We start from the raw sequence: 15,215 nt of genomic DNA on the forward strand, positions 1-15,215 counted from the left end.
CGGGTCGGCACGCCGCCGGCCGCGGCCTTACCATGCGCGGATGGACGACTGGATCGATCTGCGCAGCGACACCGTGACCCGACCGACCGCGGCGATGCGCGCGGCGATGCTGGCCGCGGCGGTCGGCGACGACGTCTACGGCGACGACCCGACGGTCAACGCGCTGCAGGCGCGGCTGGCGGATGAGCTGGGGTTCGAGGCCGGCCTGTTCCTGCCCAGCGGCACCCAGTCCAACCTGGTCGCGCTGATGGCGCACTGCGCGCGCGGCGACGAATACCTGGTCGGCATGGACGCGCACACCTACAAGTACGAGGGCGGTGGCGCCGCGGTGCTGGGCTCGATCCAGCCGCAGCCGATCCCGCAGGCGGACGACGGCACCCTGCCGCTGGACGCGGTGGAGCGCGCGATCAAGCCCGACGACCCGCACTTCGCCCGCACCCGGCTGCTGTGCCTGGAGAACACCTGGCACGGGCGGCCGCTGCCGCCGGACTACCTGGCGCAGGCGCGCGCACTGTGCGACCGGCGCGGCCTGGCGCTGCACCTGGACGGTGCGCGCCTGTACAACGCCGCAGTCGCCGGCGGCGTCGACGCACGCGCGATCACGCGGCATTTCGACAGCGTCTCGGTGTGCCTGTCCAAGGGCCTGGGCGCGCCGGTGGGGTCGGTGCTGGTCGGCAGCCGGGCGCTGGTCGGCGTCGCGCGGCGCTGGCGCAAGGTGCTGGGCGGCGGCATGCGCCAGGCCGGGATCCTCGCCGCCGCCGGCCTGCATGCACTCGACCACCACGTCGCGCGACTGGCCGACGACCACGCGCGCGCGGCACGGCTGGCCGCGGCCTTGCGCGGGCTTCCGCGCATCGCGGCGGTGGCGCAACACACCAACATGGTGTTCGTGGAGGTGCCGCGCGAGCGTCTGCCGCACTTGCGCGCGGCCATGGAGGCGCGGCGGGTGCGGCTGGCGCTGGGCGAGTCGCCGCAGTTGCGGCTGGTACTGCACCTGGACGTCGACGACGCCGGCGTGCAGCGCGTGGCCGAAGGTTTCGCTGCGCTGGCGGCCTGAGCGCGCCCGCTACCGCGCCAGCGCCCGGATCAGCTTGTCGACGCGGCCGCGGTAGGGCGGCTTGATCCAGTCGCTGGCGGCGAAGCGCGATTGCCGGAACACCGGCAGCTGCTTGCTGAAGGTGTCGAAGCCGGCCTTGCCGTGGATCGCGCCCATGCCGCTGGGGCCGATGCCGCCGAACGGCAGTTCGTGCACGCCGAAATGCAGCAGGGTGTCGTTGACGGTGACGCCGCCGGAGGAGGTTTGCTCGAGGATGCGCTCGACCGTCGCCCGGTCGCGCGAGAACGCGTACAGCGCCAGTGGCCGGGCGCCGGCCTTGACCAGTGCCAACGCCTCCTCCAGCGTGCGGTAGCTGCGCACCGGCAGGATCGGGCCGAAGATCTCCTCGCGCATCACCAGCGCGTCGTCGGGCGGGTCCAGCACCAGGGTCGGCGCGAACAGCCGTTCGCGCTGCGCGCGCGCCGGCTCCAGCGCGATCAGTTCGACCACCTCGCAACCGCGCGCGCGGGCGTCGTCCAGGTAGCCGCGCAGGCGCGCGTACTGGCCGTCGTTGACGATGCGGGTGTAGTCGTCGGCGTTGGCGAGGTCGCCGTAGCGCGCCGCGACCTCGTCCCGCAGCTCGGCGACGAACGCGTCGCGCCGGGCCGCGTCCACCAGCGCGTAATCCACGCCGATGCAGGTCTGGCCGGCGTTGAACCACTTGCCGCCGGCGATGCGCGCGGCGGCTGCAGGCAGCGGGAAATCCGGAGCCAGGATCGCCGGCGCCTTGCCGCCGAGTTCCAGCGTCACCGGCGTCAGGTTGGGCGCGGCCGCGGCCAGCACCTTGCGCCCGACCGCGGTGGAACCGGTGAACAGCAGGTGGTCGAAGGGCAGCGCCGCGAACGCGGCGCCGAGTTCCGGCCCGCCCAGCGCGACCGCGACCCGCTCCGGCGGGAACACCTGCGCCAGCAGTTCGCGCAGCCACAGCGCAGTGCGCGGCGTGTGCTCGGACGGCTTGAGGTAGACGTGGTTGCCGGCGGCGATCGCCGAGACCAGCGGCACCAGCGCCAGGTTCACGGGATAGTTCCACGGCGCGATGATCCCGACCACGCCCAGCGGCTGCGGCCGCACCTGCGCGCGCGCCGGCCAGAAGCGCCAGCCCACCGCGATCCGCCGCGGCCGCGTCCAGCGGCGCAGGTGGCGCAGCGCATGGCCGAGTTCGGCCTTGACGATCATCGCCTCGGAAATCAGGTTCTCGTGGGTGGAGCGATGGCCGAAATCGGCGCGGATCGCCGCGTCCATGGCCTCGGTGCCGGCGGCGAAGGCGGCGCGCAGCCGCTGCAGGTCGGCGCGGCGCTGCGCCAGGTCCGGGCGCCGCGCCTGCCAGGCCGCGTGCAGGCGTTGCAGGGTGGGTTGCAGCTCGTCCGCAGGCGTGGTGGCGTCCATGCGGCCAGTGTAGCTCCCGATGCGGCGGGGGCGGGCGCTACAATCGCCGGATGCTTCCGCGCCCCTACCGCGGCGTGCTGCCGACCCTCGGCGCGCGCGTCTACCTCGATCCGGCCGCGACCCTGATCGGCGACGTGGTGCTCGGCGACGACGTGTCGCTGTGGCCCGGCGTGGTGGTCCGCGGCGACGTCAATTACATCCGCATCGGCGCGCGCAGCAACATCCAGGACGGCACCGTCGTCCACGTCAGCCACGACGGCCCGCACGCCAAGCTCGGCGGTTTCGCCACCGTGATCGGCGCGGACGTGACCATCGGCCACAAGGCGATCGTGCATGCCTGCCGGATCGAGGACGCCTGCCTGATCGGCATGGGCGCGGTGGTGCTCGACGGCGCGGTGGTGGAAAAGCACGGCTTCGTCGGCGCCGGCGCGCTGGTGACCCCGGGCAAGGTGGTCGGCAGCGGCGAGCTGTGGCTCGGCAATCCCGCGCGCAAGGCGCGGGTGCTCAGCGACGCGGAAATCGAGGCGCTGTACTACAGCGCCGCGCACTACGTGCGGCTGAAGGACGAATATCTGGCTGCGGTCGCGGTATAGGCGCGGCCGCGGCGATCGCGTTTTCGTGCGGCGGGTGTCGCAATCTCCGGATTGCGGGCCGGAGCGCAGCCGCATCGCGGCCGGCAACGCGGCGCGTGCCGGCGCGGGTCCGGCGGCGCGCGCCGCTCAGTCGGCCGACACCAGCGAGGCCTGGCGCGCGCGCAGTTCGGCGTAGACCGGGTCGGTGTCCGGCTGCACGCCGTGCCACAGGCGGAAGCTTTCGGCGGCCTGCTCGACCAGGGTGCCGAGGCCGTCGATCGCCTCGCGGCCGCCGGCCGCGCGCGCCCAGGCCAGGAATTCCACCGCCGCCTCGCCGTAGTTCAGGTCGACCGCGGTGGTGCGCGGGCCGACCAGGGCCATCGGCAGCTCCGGCAACGCGCCGCCGCGGGTGGCCGAGGTGGCGTTGACGATCAGGTCGAACTCGCCCAGCGTCGCCAGGTCGCCGAAGTAGCGCGTGCGCACCCGCGTGGGCTCGCCCAGCGCGTCGGCCAGCGCGTCGGCGCGCTCGGGCGTGCGGTTGACGATGAACAGGTCGCCGATGCCCGCGTCCAGCAGCGCCGGCGCGACTCCGCGGGCGGCGCCGCCGGCGCCCAGCAACAGGGTGCGGCGCTTGCGCAGGTCCAGCCGCAGGCGTCCGGTGAGGTCGCGGATCAGGCCGACGCCGTCGGTGTTGTCGCCGTGCCAGCCGCCGGCGCGGCGGCTGAGGGTGTTGACCACGCCGGCGCGGCGCGCGCGCTCGCCGAGACTGGCGCAGGCGGCCACCGCGCGCTGCTTGTGCGGCAGGGTGACGTTGGCGCCGTCGCCGTCGAAAGCGGCCAGCGCGGCGGCGAAGTCGGGCGCGTCGATGGCGACGTAGTCGGCGTCGATCCCGGTCTGCCGCGCGAACGCGGCATGGATCCACGGCGACAGCGAATGCGCGACCGGATGTCCGAACAGGGCGTAGCGTTTGCGCATCGTCATCCTCCCGGAAGGGTGCGCGCGGGCCGCGCGCCTAGCTTGCCTCGCGCAGCCAGCGCGCCGCGTCCAGCGCGAAATAGGTCAGCACGCCGTCGGCGCCGGCGCGCTTGATGCCGGTCAGCGCCTCCAGCGCGCAGCCGCGCTCGTCGAGCCAGCCGTTGCCGGCGGCGGCCTTGAGCATCGCGTATTCGCCGCTGACCTGGTAGACGAAGGTCGGCACCCCGAACTCGTCCTTGACCCGGCGCACGATGTCCAGGTACGGCAGGCCCGGCTTGACCATCACCATGTCGGCGCCTTCCTCCAGGTCGAGCGCGATCTCGCGCAGCGCCTCGTCGGAATTGGCCGGGTCCATCTGGTAGGTGTACTTGTTGCCCTTGCCCAGCGCCCCGGCCGAGCCGACCGCGTCGCGGAACGGGCCGTAGAAGCTGGAGGCGTACTTGGCGCTGTAGGCCAGGATCCGGGTGTGGATGTGGCCGTCCAGTTCCAGCGCCGCGCGGATCGCGCCGACGCGGCCGTCCATCATGTCGCTGGGGGCGACCACATCGCTTCCGGCGCGCGCGTGCGACAGCGCCTGCCGGACCAGCGCCTCGACGGTCTCGTCGTTGACCACGTAGCCGCTCGCATCGACCAGCCCGTCCTGGCCGTGGCTGGTGTAGGGGTCCAGGGCCACGTCGGTGATCACGCCCAGCTCCGGGAAGCGCGCCTTCAGCGCGCGCACCGCGCGCTGGCACAGGCCGTCGTCGTCCCAGGCCGCGGCGGCGTCGAGCGACTTGGCTTCCGGCGCGGTCACCGGAAACAGCGCCAGCGCCGGCACCCGCAACTCGCTCGCCTGCTCGGCGACGTGCAGCAGCTCGTCGATCGACAGCCGCTCCACGCCGGGCATCGACGGCACCGCGGCGCGGCCGGGCAGCTCGTGCACGAACACCGGATAGATCAGGTCGTCGGCGGTCAGCACGGTCTCGCGCATCAGCCGCCGCGAGAACTCGTCGCGGCGCATCCGCCGCGGTCGGAAATAGGGATGGTCCATGCGCGGATGATACGCCGCGGGCCGTGGCGACCGCGGCGGCCCCGCGCCCGCGCTCAGAGCAGGCCGCCGCCCAGGTTCAGGCGCACCACCGCGACCACGATCACGAGGCCGTTGAGGACCAACCCGGCCTTGGCGCGGCCGCGCCGTTCCGGGCGGGTGACGGCAATGCCGAGCGCGGCGATCGCCGCGCCGAGCGCCGCGAACGGGATCAGGAACCAGTTGCCCCAGCCCAGCAGCGGAATCAACGCCACCACCATCCACAGCATCGCGACGATGCCCCACAGCAGGCTGATCAGTCCCATGGCGCGCTCCGCAGGTCGGTGGCCGATGCGGCGATGGTGGCCGCCGGCCGCGGCGGCGGCAAGTGCCGCGCTCAGGCGCCGTGGACGCCGTCGATCTCCACGCACAGGTCGCGGCGGCAGATCGCCGCGTGCAGCAGCAGGTACGGCACGCGCCCGCCGAAACGCGCCTGCAGCGCCGCAGCCACCGGCGCCACGGCGTCGCGGTCGCGCACGTACACCTTGAGCCGGCTGCCGGCGCCGAAGCGCGGCGGCAGCGCCGGCTGCCGCTGGCGCGCGGCGCCGAGCAGGGCGTCGAAGTTGGCGAAGGTTTCCGCCAGTTGCGCCAGCGGCGCGTCGGGATGCCGGGTGGCGTGGCCGACCACGCTGGCGGTGCCCGACAGCAGCAGCGGCAGCGCCGCGGCGGTCGGCGGCAGCATCGCCCGGGCGAAACTCGGCGACTGCGGGCCGTAGGCGCGCGGATAACGCCAGGCATTGAGCTGGCGCGGGTTCTCCACCGGCGTGCCCGGCGCGGCCGCGGCCAGCCAGTAGACCTGCAGCGCGTGGGTCGTCGCGCAGTAGCCGATCGCGGTCGCCGCCGGCAATTGCGCCGGGTCGAAGCGGCCGAGGCCGCGCGCGCGGCCGAGGCAGAACTGGCGATAGCGTTCGGCGTCGCCCTCGCCCTGGGTGATGGCGTCCAGGTAGTTCCAGATCCGCAGCAGGTGCGGGGTGCCGCTGGCGCGCACGAACGCGGTCAGGCGCGCGTAGGCGTACGCGGCGGCGCCGGCGATGCCGGTGGGATCGCCGGGCCCGGCGTGGGCGCGTTCGTCGACCCGGATCGCGCCGAACGCCAGCGCGCCGTCGCTGGCCCAGGCGATGTCGCCGTCGCGGCCGCCGGTTACCGGCCGTGCGCCGCGCCAGACCTCGTACGGCGCGCTGTCGCCGGCGGGCTGCAGCGGCACGTGCAGGTAGCGCGGATCCTGCGCGGACGCCGGCGCGGTGCGGCCGAACCCGAACACCGCCAGCACGTCGTCGCCGGCCAGCAGCGCCTGCGGCGTCGGCGCGGCGACATAGTCGACCGCGAGTCGGGCCGGTTGCGCGGGCGCCGGTGCGGCGCCACGGCCCCCGGACGGTGGCGGGTCGGCAGCGGCAGCAGCGCGGGGGGCGGAGGGCGTCATCCGGGGCAGGGCAGGGCGTGCGCGAGGCGGGCCCGCCATGATAGCGAGGCGCCGTGTGGCCGGTGTCGGCGCACCGGCGGCTGCCGGCGCCGCGGCCGCGTGGTTTAACCTGTGGCCCTGCCGTCCACGGAAGTTCCGATGTCTCCGCAAACCGACGCCGAGCGCGCGCTGGCGCAACTGCTGGTCGAAAGCCTCAACCTGGAGGAGGTCGCGCCCGAGGCGATCGACCCGGAGGCGCCGCTGTTCGGCGCCGGGCTCGGCCTGGATTCGATCGACGCGCTGGAGCTGGCGCTGGCGATCGGCCAGCGCTACGGCTTCCAGCTGCGGTCGGACAACGACGAGAACCGGCGCATCTTCGCCTCGCTGCGCGCGCTGTCGGCGCATGTCCAGCAGCACAGGACCGTCTGATCCGGCAGTTGCGGTCGCGCCGCGCGCGGCTCTGCTGGCATGGTCGCAGCTGGCGCTGGCGCTGGCCTATCCGCTGCTGGCGCACCTGGCCGGCCTGCGCCACGACGGCGCGCTGGCGGCGCTCGCCCTGGCCGACATCGCCTTGCTGGTGCTGCTGGAACCGCTGGCGCAGCGGCGTGCGTACGCCTGGACGCTGCTGGCCGCCAGCGCGGTCGCGCTGTGGGCGCTGGCGCGCACGCGCTACGCGCTGCTGCCGCTGCTGCTGGTGCCGGTGGCGTTCGTCACGTGGGTGGCCTGGGCGTTCGGGCGCACGCTGCGCGCCGGCCAGGTGCCGCTGATCGGGCGCATCGTCGCCGCGCTGGATGGCGTGCCGCACGCGGCGCTGGCGCCGGAGCTGCACGCCTACAGCCGCGCACTGACCCGGGCATGGGCGGCGTTGCTGGCGGCGCTGGCGCTGTGCAACCTGGCCCTGGCGCTGCTCGCGGTGCCCGGCGGCCTGCTCGCCAGCCTCGGCATCGCCGCGCCGCTGGCGGTAAGCCGGGCGCAATGGTCGTGGTTCGCCAACGTCTCCGATTACGGCATCCTCGGCGCTTTCATGCTGGCCGAATTCGCCTACCGGCAGCGGCGGTTCCCGGGCCGCTACCGCAGTTTCGCGGATTTCCTGCGGCAGCTGGCGCGGCTGGGGCCGGGCTTCTGGCGCGCATTGCTGCACTGAGGCGACGGCGTGCGCTTGCGGCGCCGCGCCGGCCCGCTCATGCTGCCCGGCCGACAGTCCTGCGCACCATGCAATTTTCGATCCCCCGCGACCATCCCGCCTTGCCGGGACATTTCCCCGGCCAACCGATCGTGCCCGGCGTGCTGCTGCTGGAGCGCGTGTTCGCGGCGATCGCGGCACGCGCGCCGGTCGCGGGCGCGGCGGGACCGTGGCGCCTGCCGCAGGTCAAGTTCCTGCAGCCGCTGCTGCCGGGGCAGGTGGCGCGCGTCGAACTGGACGGCGGCGACGGCGGCCGCTGGCGGTTCCGGGTGCTGCGCGGAGACGCGCTGCTCGCCAGCGGCGAGGTGCGCGCATGAGCGGCACGCCGCATGTGGATTGGCGCCGGCCGCGCGCGGCATGCAGTTGCGCCGCAGCCCGGGGATCCGCGCGGGCGGGCCAGCGGCAAGGTGCGCGCATGAGCGTGTTGCCATCGACCACGGTTGCCGCGGCATGAGCGCAGCATGGAAACGGCGCCCCGAAGGCGGCGGTCGCTTCGCACTGTGGCTGATCCGCGGCATCGGCCGCCACGGCGGCCGCGCCGTGGCGCGCGCGCTGCTGTATCCGATCACGCTGTACTTCCTGCTCCGCCGCGGTCCGGAGCGGCGCGCCTCGCGCGCCTACCTGACGCGCGTGCTGCAGCGCCGGGCGACGTTGTGGGACGTCGCCCGCCACATCCACTGCTTCGCCGCGACCATCCTCGACCGCGTGTTCCTGTTGTCCGGGCAGTTGCACCGGTTCCGGATCGACATCCACGGCGCCGCGGCGCTGCACGCGCAGCTGGACGCCGGCCGCGGGCTGCTGCTGTTCGGCTCGCACCTGGGCAGCTTCGAGGTGTTGCGGGTGCTGGCGCACACGCGCCCGGAGCTCGGCGTGCGGGTGCTGCTGGACAAGGGCCACAACCCGGCGCTGACGCAGCTGCTGGACGCGCTCAATCCCGACATCGCCGCCACCGTGATCGACGCCGCGCAGGACGGCCCGGCGATCGTGCTGGCGATCCGGCAGGCGCTCGCCGAAGGCAACGTGGTCGCGCTGCTGGTCGACCGCGCCGGGCCGCACGAGGCGGTGCAGACGGCGCCGTTCCTGGGCGGCCGCGCCGCGTTCCCGACCGCGCCGTGGGCGATCGCGGCGGTGCTGGGGGCGCCGGTGCTGCTGGCTTTCGGCCTGTACCGCGGCGGCAACCGCTACGATCTGCGGTTCGAACCCTTCAGCGACGGCGAGCCGTTGCCGCGCCGCCAGCGCGCGCAACGCCTGGCCGCGCTCATCCACGGTTATGCCGCGCGACTGGAACATCACGCCCGCCAGGCCCCCTACAACTGGTTCAACTTCTATGACTTCTGGGAAGCTCCCGCCGCCGGGCAGCGCGACGATCCTTCGGCGCCGACGCCGGTGGTCGCGCTGGCCGCTGCTGCCGATGCTGGCGACGGCGCTGCTGGTCGCGACCGCGTGCGCTGCGGCTGAAGCCGCGCCCGCCGGCGCGCATCCGGTCGATGCCGACTGGATCCTGGCGCGGCTGGCGCGGCCGTCGCCCAGCCGCACCGGCTTCGTCGAACTGCGCGACTCCGCACTGCTGAAGGCGCCGCTGCGGATCGCCGGCGAATACCGGCGCCCGGATGCCGACACCCTGGTGCGCGAGGTGCGCGTGCCGTACGCGGAAACCACCACGATCGCGGCCGACCGCACGGGCGCGGGCACGGTCCGCATCGAGCGCGCCGGACAGTCGCCGCGCGTGTTTCCGCTGGCGCGGGTGCCGGAGCTGGTGGGATTGCAGGCGAGCTTCGGCGCGTTGCTGGCCGGCGACCGCGCGCGCCTGGAGCAGCATTTCGCGCTGGCCAGCGACGGTACCCGGCAGCGCTGGACCCTGGTGCTGACGCCGCGCGATGCGACGCTGGCGGCGAAGTTGCGCGCGCTGGTGCTGTACGGCCGCGGCGCGGAGTTGCGCTGCATCGAGACCCGGCCCGCCGGCGCCGGCGCGGTCCAGCGCACGCTGCTGGCCGGCGCCGCGCGCGCGGCCGCCGGAGTCGAGCCGACGACGGCCCTGGTTGCGCTGTGCCACACCGCGCCTTGATCGCGGCGGCCGTGCGCGGCGCCGTATCGGCGGCCCGGCTGCCCGCGGGGCTGGCATGACCCCCGCCCGCGACCACGCGACGGACTCGCGGCGGCGCCTGGCGCTGGCCCTGCTGTGGCTGGCGTCGCTGGTCGTCCTCGGATGGATGCTCGGCCAGCGCCTGCAGCTGAGCGGCGACCTGCGCAAGTTCATGCCGACGGCGACAACGCCCGCGCAGGCGCTGCTGCTCGACGAGCTCGGCGAAGGCCCCGGCGCGCGCCTGCTGCTGCTGGCATTGTCCGGCGACGACGCACCGACGCTCGCCCGGCAATCGCAGGCCCTGCGCCAGCGCCTGGCCGGCAATGCGCTGTTCACCCTGGTCGCCAACGGCGGCGAGCCGGGGCTGGATGCGATCCCGGCGCAGTTGCGTCCGTACCGCTACCTGCTCGCGCCCGCGCGCCAGCGCTTGGACGATCCCGACTTCCTGCGCGCGCAGCTGCACGAGCGGCTGCAGGACCTGGGCTCGCCGGCCGCCGGCTGGGTCGAGCCGCTGCTGGCCGCCGACCCGACCCTGGAGACGCTCGCGCTGGCCGAGGCCTGGCAACCGGCGAACGCGCCGCAGCGCCGGCACGGCGTCTGGTTCGACCGCGCGGGCACGCAGGCGCTGCTGGTCGCGGCGACCGTGGCGCCGGGCTTCGATCCCGGCGGGCAGCAGGCCGCGGTCGATGCGATCCGCGCCGCGTTCGCCGCCGGGCGCGGCCACTCCACGGCGCAACTCGCGCTCACCGGCCCGGGCGCGTTTTCGGTGGAGATCGGCAACCGCACCGCGCGCGAGGCCGGCTGGATCGGCAGCGTCGACACCCTCGGCCTGGTGCTGCTGCTGTGGTTCGCCTACCGCAGCTGGAAGGCGCCGCTGCTGGGCGTGCTGCCGCTGGCCAGCGCCGGGCTCGCGGGGCTGGGTGCGGTGGCGCTGCTGTTCGACGGCGTGCACGGCATCACCGTCGCTTTCGGCTTCACCCTGATCGGCGTGGTGCAGGACTATCCGATCCACCTGTTCAGTCACCAGCACGCGGGTCTGTCGCCGCGCGCCAGCGCGCGCGCGCTGTGGCCGACGCTGGCCACCGGCGTGGTGTCGACCTGCATCGCCTACGTCACCTTCCTGGTCTCCGGCGTCGCCGGCCTGCAGCAACTGGCGGTGTTCACCATCGCCGGGCTGGTGACCGCGGCGCTGGCCACGCGCTTCCTGCTGCCGGCGCTGATCGATCCGGCGCCGCGCGATGCTGCCGATTCGCCGTGGCTGGCGCGCAGCTGGGCGCGGATCGAACGCCTGCCGCGGCCGCGCGCGGCGCTCGCGCTGCTGGCGGCCGTGGCGCTGGCGGTGATCGCGCTGGCGCCGGGTGCGTTCTGGCAGAACGACCTGGCGAAGCTGACCCCGGTGCCGGCCGCGGCGCTGGCGCGCGATGCGCAGTTGCGCAGCGAACTCGGCGCGCCCGACGTGCGCTACGTGATCGCGTTGCCCGGTCGCGATGTCGAGGCCACGCTGCAGGCCGCCGAACGCCTGCAGCCGGCGCTGGAACGGCTGCGGGCCACGCACGCCATCGCCGGCTACGACAGCCCCGCGCGCTACCTGCCCAGCGTCGCCACCCAGCGCGCGCGGCAGGCGGCGTTGCCGGACACGTCGGCGCTGCAGGCCGCGCTCGCCGCCGCGCTGGCGACGACGCCGTTCCGCGACGACGCGTTCGCCGCGTTCGTGGCCGATGTCGCCGCAGCCAGGCGCGCGCCGCCGCTGACCCCGCGCGACCTCGACGGCAGCGCGCTGGCGGCCCGGGTCGGCGGCCTGCTGCTGCAACGCAGCGACCACGCCACCGCGCTGGTGGCGTTGAGCGGACTGCGCGATCCGGCGGCGGTGGCGCAGGCGGCACAGGCGCAGGGCGCGCAACTGCTGGACCTCAAGCAGGCCTCCGAATCGCTGGTGGTCGCCTATCGGCAGCGGGTGCTGCTGGCGTTGGCGCTGGCGGCGCTGCTGCTGGCGGCCACGGTGTGGCTCGCGCTGCGGGCCTCCGTGGTCGCCGGCCTGCGCGCCTCCCGCACCGCTGCAGGCGCTTTCGCGGCTCCGGGCGCGGCCGTGGAAGCCGTGCCACGACCCCGCGCACCGGACGCGCCCGTGCCGGCCGCGGGTCCGGACGCGCAGACCACGCACAGCGTGGCCCGTACCACGACGCGGCGCACGCTGCGGGTGCTGGCGCCGATGGCGCTGACCACGCTGCTGATCCTGGCGGTGCTGCGCGGTTGCGGGGTGGAGCTGACCCTGTTCCACCTGGTGGCGCTGATTCTCGCCGCCGGCCTCGGCCTGGACTACGCGCTGTTCTTCGAGCACGCCGGCGACGAGCGCGCGGCGCAGTTGCGCACCCTGCACGCGGTGATCGTCTGCAGCCTGACCACGTTGCTGGTGTTCGCGCTGCTGGCGCTGTCCTCGATCCCGGTGCTGCGCGCGATCGGCAGCACGGTGGCACTGGGCGTGGCCGGCAATTTCGTGCTGGCGCTGCTGATCGCCCGTGGCGGCAGTGGCGCGGCGGAGTCGGCGGCGGCCGCGGCCGCGGACGCGCGCGCATGATCGGTCGCGCCGCGATCCTGGCGCTGATCCCGCACCAGGGTGCGATGTGCCTGTGGGACGAGGTGCTGGCCTGGGACGCCGGCACGATCCGGCTGCGCGCGCATAGCCATCGCGACCCGGCACACCCGCTGCGCGCCGCCGACGGCCGCCTGCATGCGGTGCACCTGTGCGAATACGGCGCGCAGGCGCTGGCGGTGCACGGCGGGCTGCGCGCGCAGGCCGGCGGCGGCGTCGCCCGGCCCGGTTTGCTGGTGGCGTTGCGCGGCGTCGAGCTGCAGGTCGCGTGCCTGGACGACCTGCCCGACGCGCTGGAAGGCACGGCCGAGGTGCTGGTCGACAGCGAGGCCGGCTGGCAATACGCGTTCCGCATCCAGCACGCCGGCACGCTGCTGGCCAGCGGTCGTGCCGCGGTGATGCCGCAGCGGCAGCCGTAGCGACGCGCCGGTCCTGCGCTGCGGGCTTGCGCCGGATTTCCCGCCGGCCCGCAGGCGGGCGCTTGCGGCCGGCGCCACTCCGCCATAATGCGGGCGCCCCCGCCCTGGAGCCTGCCCATGACCGCACCCCAGCCGCGCCGCGCCCTGGTCACCGGCGGCAGCGGCGACCTCGGGGCCGCGATCTGCCAGCGGCTCGCCGCCGACGGCCTGCACGTGATCGTGCATGGTCATGCCAATCGCGCGCGCGCCGAGGCCGTGGTCGCGGCCATCCAGCACACCGGCGACAGCGCCGAGGCCGCGGTCTTCGACGTCGTCGATGCCGCGGCCACGCGCCGCGCGCTGGACGCGCTGCTCGCCGACGGCCCGATCCAGGTCGTGGTCAACAACGCCGGCATCCACGACGATGCGCCGCTGGCCGGGATGACGCAGGCGCAGTGGACGCGGGTGATCGACGTGTCGCTGCACGGCTTCTTCCACGTCACCCAGCCGCTGCTGCTGCCGATGGCGCGCGCGCGCTGGGGCCGCATCGTCAGCGTGTCGAGCGTGGCCGCGGTGCTCGGCAACCGCGGCCAGGCCAATTACGCCGCGGCCAAGGCGGCGCTGCACGGCGCGACCAGGTCGCTGGCGCGGGAAATGGCCAGCCGCGGGATCACCGCCAACGTGGTCGCGCCGGGGGTGATCGCCGGGCGCATGGCCGACGCCGCGTTTCCACCGGAGCTGGTGCGGCAACTGGTGCCGGCCGGGCGCAGCGGCACCGCGGAGGAGGTCGCGGCGCTGGTCGGTTTCCTGTGCTCGGACGCGGCCGGCTACATCAACGGCCAGGTGATCGGGATCAACGGCGGCATGGCGTAGGTCGCGCGCCCGGCGCGCGTGCGCCGGGCGAAGCCGGTGGCCACGCGGTCGGGGCGACGACCGCGACGCGCCGCGGCCGTCCGCGCACGGTGGCACGCGCAGCGAGGCCGGGGAGCGCCTCGGGCGAGGCCTCGCGCCCGACGCACGCGGCGGCGGCGGCCCGCATCCGCGGGGACTGGCGCGATTCAGTCGTGGCGGCGGATGATCGCAGCCTGGTCCCACCGGCCTGCCGCCATGCGTCCGATCCCCCTGCTGTCCGCCGTGCTCGCCCTGGCCCTGCTCGGCGGCTGCGCCAGTACCTCGCGGGTCATGCTGGCGTCGCCGCGGCCGGCGCTGGCGCCCGAGCAGGTACGGGTCTACTTCACGCCGCCGCCCGGGCGCTACCAGGAAATCGCGCTGCTGGAGACCGCCAGCGGCCCGTTCACCTACGGCGAGCAGAACAAGCTGGACGAGGTGATCGCCAAGCTGCGCGCCGAAGCCGCGCGCCTGGGCGCCAACGGAGTGCTGGTGCAGGACACCAGTAGTGGCTACCGGAGCGGCGGCGTCAACGTCGGCGTCGGCGGCGGGCGCATCGGCGGCCACAGCCATGTCGGCGGCGGAGTCGGCGTCGACATCAGCCCCACGCGCAAGCACGCCGCGGCGATCGCGATCTACACCGGCCCGTAGCCGCGCCCAGGTGGGATCTCCCCGCCGGTTGTTCGTCCGGACCAATGCGGGAACCGTGGAGGAAGCCGGCGGCCGGGCCTGCGCGGGACACGCCGTGAGACTTCCCTTCAAGTGCGGGAATCTCCGCAGGGGGAAGCCGGCGGCCCGGCCTGTGCGGGATACGCGGTGAATGCAACCCTCAAGCGCGGGAACCTCTGCGGGGGGAAGCCGGTGGCCCGGCCTGTGCGGGACACGCCGTAAATACGTCCCTGTAGGCTCCTCGGCGGCATCCATGCCGCCGACGGTCCCGCACAGGCCGGGCCACCGGCTTCTGGCAAGTGAGTTGGCGCTTGTAGAAAAAGCCGCCCGAAGCGATGGACTCCAAGCTCGCGCAGTCGCCGGCCGGCGGGCTGGGGGTGCGGAGAGCAGGCCATGGATGGCCTGCGCCCCGACTTAAAGACAGGAGGTCGTCAGGAGGGCGCAGCACCCCCAGCCCGCCGGGCGGCGACTCCTTCCGAAGCGGATTTCCCGCGTGCAGGACAGAGATAGTCCGAGCCCCGACTTAAAAGCAGGATGTCGTCAGGAGGTGCAGCACCCCCAGCCCGGGCGGCGACTCCCTCCGAAGTCGAATCTCGCACGTGCGGGGCAGGGATGGTCCACGACCCGACTTAAAGACAGGACGTCGTCAGGAGGACACAGCACCCTCAGCCCGCCGGGCGGTGACTCCGTCCGAAGCCGGTCTCACAAGAGCAGCCATGACTCAGTCAGGCCAGGCGTAGCCCCGGGAAGACACGAGGTCGTCAGGAGGGCGCAGCACCCCAAGCCTGCCGGGCGGCGACTCCCTCCGAAGCCGAAACCCGCACGTGCGGGGCAGGGATGGTCAGCGCCCCGACTTGAAGGCAGGAATCGTCAGGAGGTGGCCCGGCCCGCCGGGCGGCGACTCCCGCCG

Annotated in this window: 15 protein-coding genes and 2 pseudogenes; 12 read left to right on the plus strand and 5 right to left on the minus strand. The window is 74.5% G+C overall.

The annotated features are described in order from the left end of the window. The first annotated feature begins 40 nt into the window (after positions 1-40). Positions 41-1,057, plus strand: a complete 1,017-nt coding sequence (gene ltaE, locus D0Y53_RS12080) for a low-specificity L-threonine aldolase (protein WP_117203575.1) — start codon at positions 41-43, stop codon at positions 1,055-1,057. A gap of 9 nt (positions 1,058-1,066) precedes the next feature. Here ltaE and D0Y53_RS12085 read toward each other — a convergent pair whose 3' ends face one another. Beyond that, positions 1,067-2,482, minus strand: coding sequence for a coniferyl aldehyde dehydrogenase (locus tag D0Y53_RS12085; RefSeq protein WP_117203576.1), 1,416 nt, complete (start codon positions 2,480-2,482; stop codon positions 1,067-1,069). A 50-nt stretch (positions 2,483-2,532) separates the two neighbouring features. On the opposite strand from D0Y53_RS12085, the gene D0Y53_RS12090 reads away from it, so the two are divergent. Then, on the plus strand, positions 2,533-3,075 hold the full coding sequence (locus tag D0Y53_RS12090; RefSeq protein WP_117203577.1) for a gamma carbonic anhydrase family protein: 543 nt from the start codon (positions 2,533-2,535) through the stop codon (positions 3,073-3,075). A 126-nt stretch (positions 3,076-3,201) separates the two neighbouring features. On the opposite strand, the gene aroE is transcribed toward D0Y53_RS12090, so the two are convergent. The 4 genes from aroE to D0Y53_RS12110 all read right to left on the minus strand — a co-directional run bounded on the left by aroE (position 3,202) and on the right by D0Y53_RS12110 (position 6,515). Continuing rightward, a complete protein-coding gene (gene aroE / locus D0Y53_RS12095) occupies positions 3,202-4,029 on the minus strand; it encodes a shikimate dehydrogenase (protein ID WP_117203601.1) in 828 nt (275 codons plus the stop codon). 37 nt (positions 4,030-4,066) lie between these two features. Next, on the minus strand, positions 4,067-5,059 hold the full coding sequence (hemB, locus tag D0Y53_RS12100) for a porphobilinogen synthase (RefSeq protein ID WP_117203578.1): 993 nt from the start codon (positions 5,057-5,059) through the stop codon (positions 4,067-4,069). 53 nt (positions 5,060-5,112) lie between these two features. Then, a complete protein-coding gene (locus D0Y53_RS12105; protein WP_117203579.1) occupies positions 5,113-5,361 on the minus strand; it encodes a hypothetical protein in 249 nt (82 codons plus the stop codon). A gap of 71 nt (positions 5,362-5,432) precedes the next feature. Next, positions 5,433-6,515, minus strand: a complete 1,083-nt coding sequence (locus D0Y53_RS12110) for a chorismate transformation FkbO/Hyg5 family protein (RefSeq protein ID WP_325048073.1) — start codon at positions 6,513-6,515, stop codon at positions 5,433-5,435. A 138-nt stretch (positions 6,516-6,653) separates the two neighbouring features. Here D0Y53_RS12110 and D0Y53_RS12115 point away from each other — a divergent pair, with 138 nt between their 5' ends. From D0Y53_RS12115 to D0Y53_RS12160, 10 genes and pseudogenes are all read left to right on the plus strand, one after another. Beyond that, positions 6,654-6,923 (plus strand): phosphopantetheine-binding protein, encoded by a 270-nt coding sequence (locus D0Y53_RS12115; protein WP_117203580.1) that lies wholly within the window; start codon positions 6,654-6,656, stop codon positions 6,921-6,923. Next, on the plus strand, positions 6,898-7,638 hold the full coding sequence (locus D0Y53_RS12120; protein WP_233511776.1) for a ketosynthase: 741 nt from the start codon (positions 6,898-6,900) through the stop codon (positions 7,636-7,638). Before D0Y53_RS12115 ends, D0Y53_RS12120 begins: the two co-directional genes overlap by 26 nt. A gap of 68 nt (positions 7,639-7,706) precedes the next feature. Beyond that, positions 7,707-7,994 carry an ApeI family dehydratase gene (locus D0Y53_RS12125; RefSeq protein ID WP_117203581.1) on the plus strand — a complete coding sequence of 96 codons (288 nt, stop codon included), beginning with the start codon at positions 7,707-7,709 and terminating at the stop codon, positions 7,992-7,994. 133 nt (positions 7,995-8,127) lie between these two features. Further along, positions 8,128-9,135 carry a lysophospholipid acyltransferase family protein gene (locus D0Y53_RS12130; protein ID WP_117203582.1) on the plus strand — a complete coding sequence of 336 codons (1,008 nt, stop codon included), beginning with the start codon at positions 8,128-8,130 and terminating at the stop codon, positions 9,133-9,135. Then, positions 9,083-9,742, plus strand: coding sequence for a LolA-related protein (locus D0Y53_RS12135; RefSeq protein ID WP_386724934.1), 660 nt, complete (start codon positions 9,083-9,085; stop codon positions 9,740-9,742). The genes D0Y53_RS12130 and D0Y53_RS12135 overlap by 53 nt, the downstream gene beginning before the upstream one ends. 55 nt (positions 9,743-9,797) lie before the next feature. Beyond that, a pseudogene (locus D0Y53_RS12140) lies at positions 9,798-11,777 on the plus strand (MMPL family transporter); the annotation flags it as partial. Positions 11,778-11,942: 165 nt separating this feature from the next. Then, positions 11,943-12,335, plus strand: a pseudogene (locus D0Y53_RS13310) (MMPL family transporter); the annotation flags it as partial. Then, positions 12,332-12,769, plus strand: a complete 438-nt coding sequence (locus tag D0Y53_RS12150; protein WP_117203583.1) for a hotdog family protein — start codon at positions 12,332-12,334, stop codon at positions 12,767-12,769. The pseudogene D0Y53_RS13310 and the gene D0Y53_RS12150, both read left to right, overlap by 4 nt. A gap of 117 nt (positions 12,770-12,886) precedes the next feature. After that, positions 12,887-13,621, plus strand: coding sequence for a 3-oxoacyl-ACP reductase FabG (gene fabG / locus D0Y53_RS12155; protein WP_117203584.1), 735 nt, complete (start codon positions 12,887-12,889; stop codon positions 13,619-13,621). A gap of 234 nt (positions 13,622-13,855) precedes the next feature. Continuing rightward, on the plus strand, positions 13,856-14,287 hold the full coding sequence (locus D0Y53_RS12160; RefSeq protein WP_117203585.1) for a hypothetical protein: 432 nt from the start codon (positions 13,856-13,858) through the stop codon (positions 14,285-14,287). The last annotated feature ends 928 nt before the right edge of the window (positions 14,288-15,215 follow it).

Origin of the sequence: Cognatiluteimonas weifangensis (assembly GCF_003416885.1) — a bacterium.
In the GTDB taxonomy this organism is placed as follows: Bacteria; Pseudomonadota; Gammaproteobacteria; order Xanthomonadales; family Xanthomonadaceae; genus Cognatiluteimonas; species Cognatiluteimonas weifangensis.

What these genes read in the sequence shown, in the direction of transcription:
- ltaE (WP_117203575.1), top strand. Translation starts at nt 41, where the DNA reads ATGGACGACTGGATCGATCTGCGCAGCGACACCGTGACCCGACCGACC.
- D0Y53_RS12085 (WP_117203576.1), bottom strand. Translation starts at nt 2,482, where the DNA reads ATGGACGCCACCACGCCTGCGGACGAGCTGCAACCCACCCTGCAACGC.
- D0Y53_RS12090 (WP_117203577.1), top strand. Translation starts at nt 2,533, where the DNA reads ATGCTTCCGCGCCCCTACCGCGGCGTGCTGCCGACCCTCGGCGCGCGC.
- aroE (WP_117203601.1), bottom strand. Translation starts at nt 4,029, where the DNA reads ATGCGCAAACGCTACGCCCTGTTCGGACATCCGGTCGCGCATTCGCTG.
- hemB (WP_117203578.1), bottom strand. Translation starts at nt 5,059, where the DNA reads ATGGACCATCCCTATTTCCGACCGCGGCGGATGCGCCGCGACGAGTTC.
- D0Y53_RS12105 (WP_117203579.1), bottom strand. Translation starts at nt 5,361, where the DNA reads ATGGGACTGATCAGCCTGCTGTGGGGCATCGTCGCGATGCTGTGGATG.
- D0Y53_RS12110 (WP_325048073.1), bottom strand. Translation starts at nt 6,515, where the DNA reads ATGACGCCCTCCGCCCCCCGCGCTGCTGCCGCTGCCGACCCGCCACCG.
- D0Y53_RS12115 (WP_117203580.1), top strand. Translation starts at nt 6,654, where the DNA reads ATGTCTCCGCAAACCGACGCCGAGCGCGCGCTGGCGCAACTGCTGGTC.
- D0Y53_RS12120 (WP_233511776.1), top strand. Translation starts at nt 6,898, where the DNA reads ATGTCCAGCAGCACAGGACCGTCTGATCCGGCAGTTGCGGTCGCGCCG.
- D0Y53_RS12125 (WP_117203581.1), top strand. Translation starts at nt 7,707, where the DNA reads ATGCAATTTTCGATCCCCCGCGACCATCCCGCCTTGCCGGGACATTTC.
- D0Y53_RS12130 (WP_117203582.1), top strand. Translation starts at nt 8,128, where the DNA reads ATGAGCGCAGCATGGAAACGGCGCCCCGAAGGCGGCGGTCGCTTCGCA.
- D0Y53_RS12150 (WP_117203583.1), top strand. Translation starts at nt 12,332, where the DNA reads ATGATCGGTCGCGCCGCGATCCTGGCGCTGATCCCGCACCAGGGTGCG.
- fabG (WP_117203584.1), top strand. Translation starts at nt 12,887, where the DNA reads ATGACCGCACCCCAGCCGCGCCGCGCCCTGGTCACCGGCGGCAGCGGC.
- D0Y53_RS12160 (WP_117203585.1), top strand. Translation starts at nt 13,856, where the DNA reads ATGCGTCCGATCCCCCTGCTGTCCGCCGTGCTCGCCCTGGCCCTGCTC.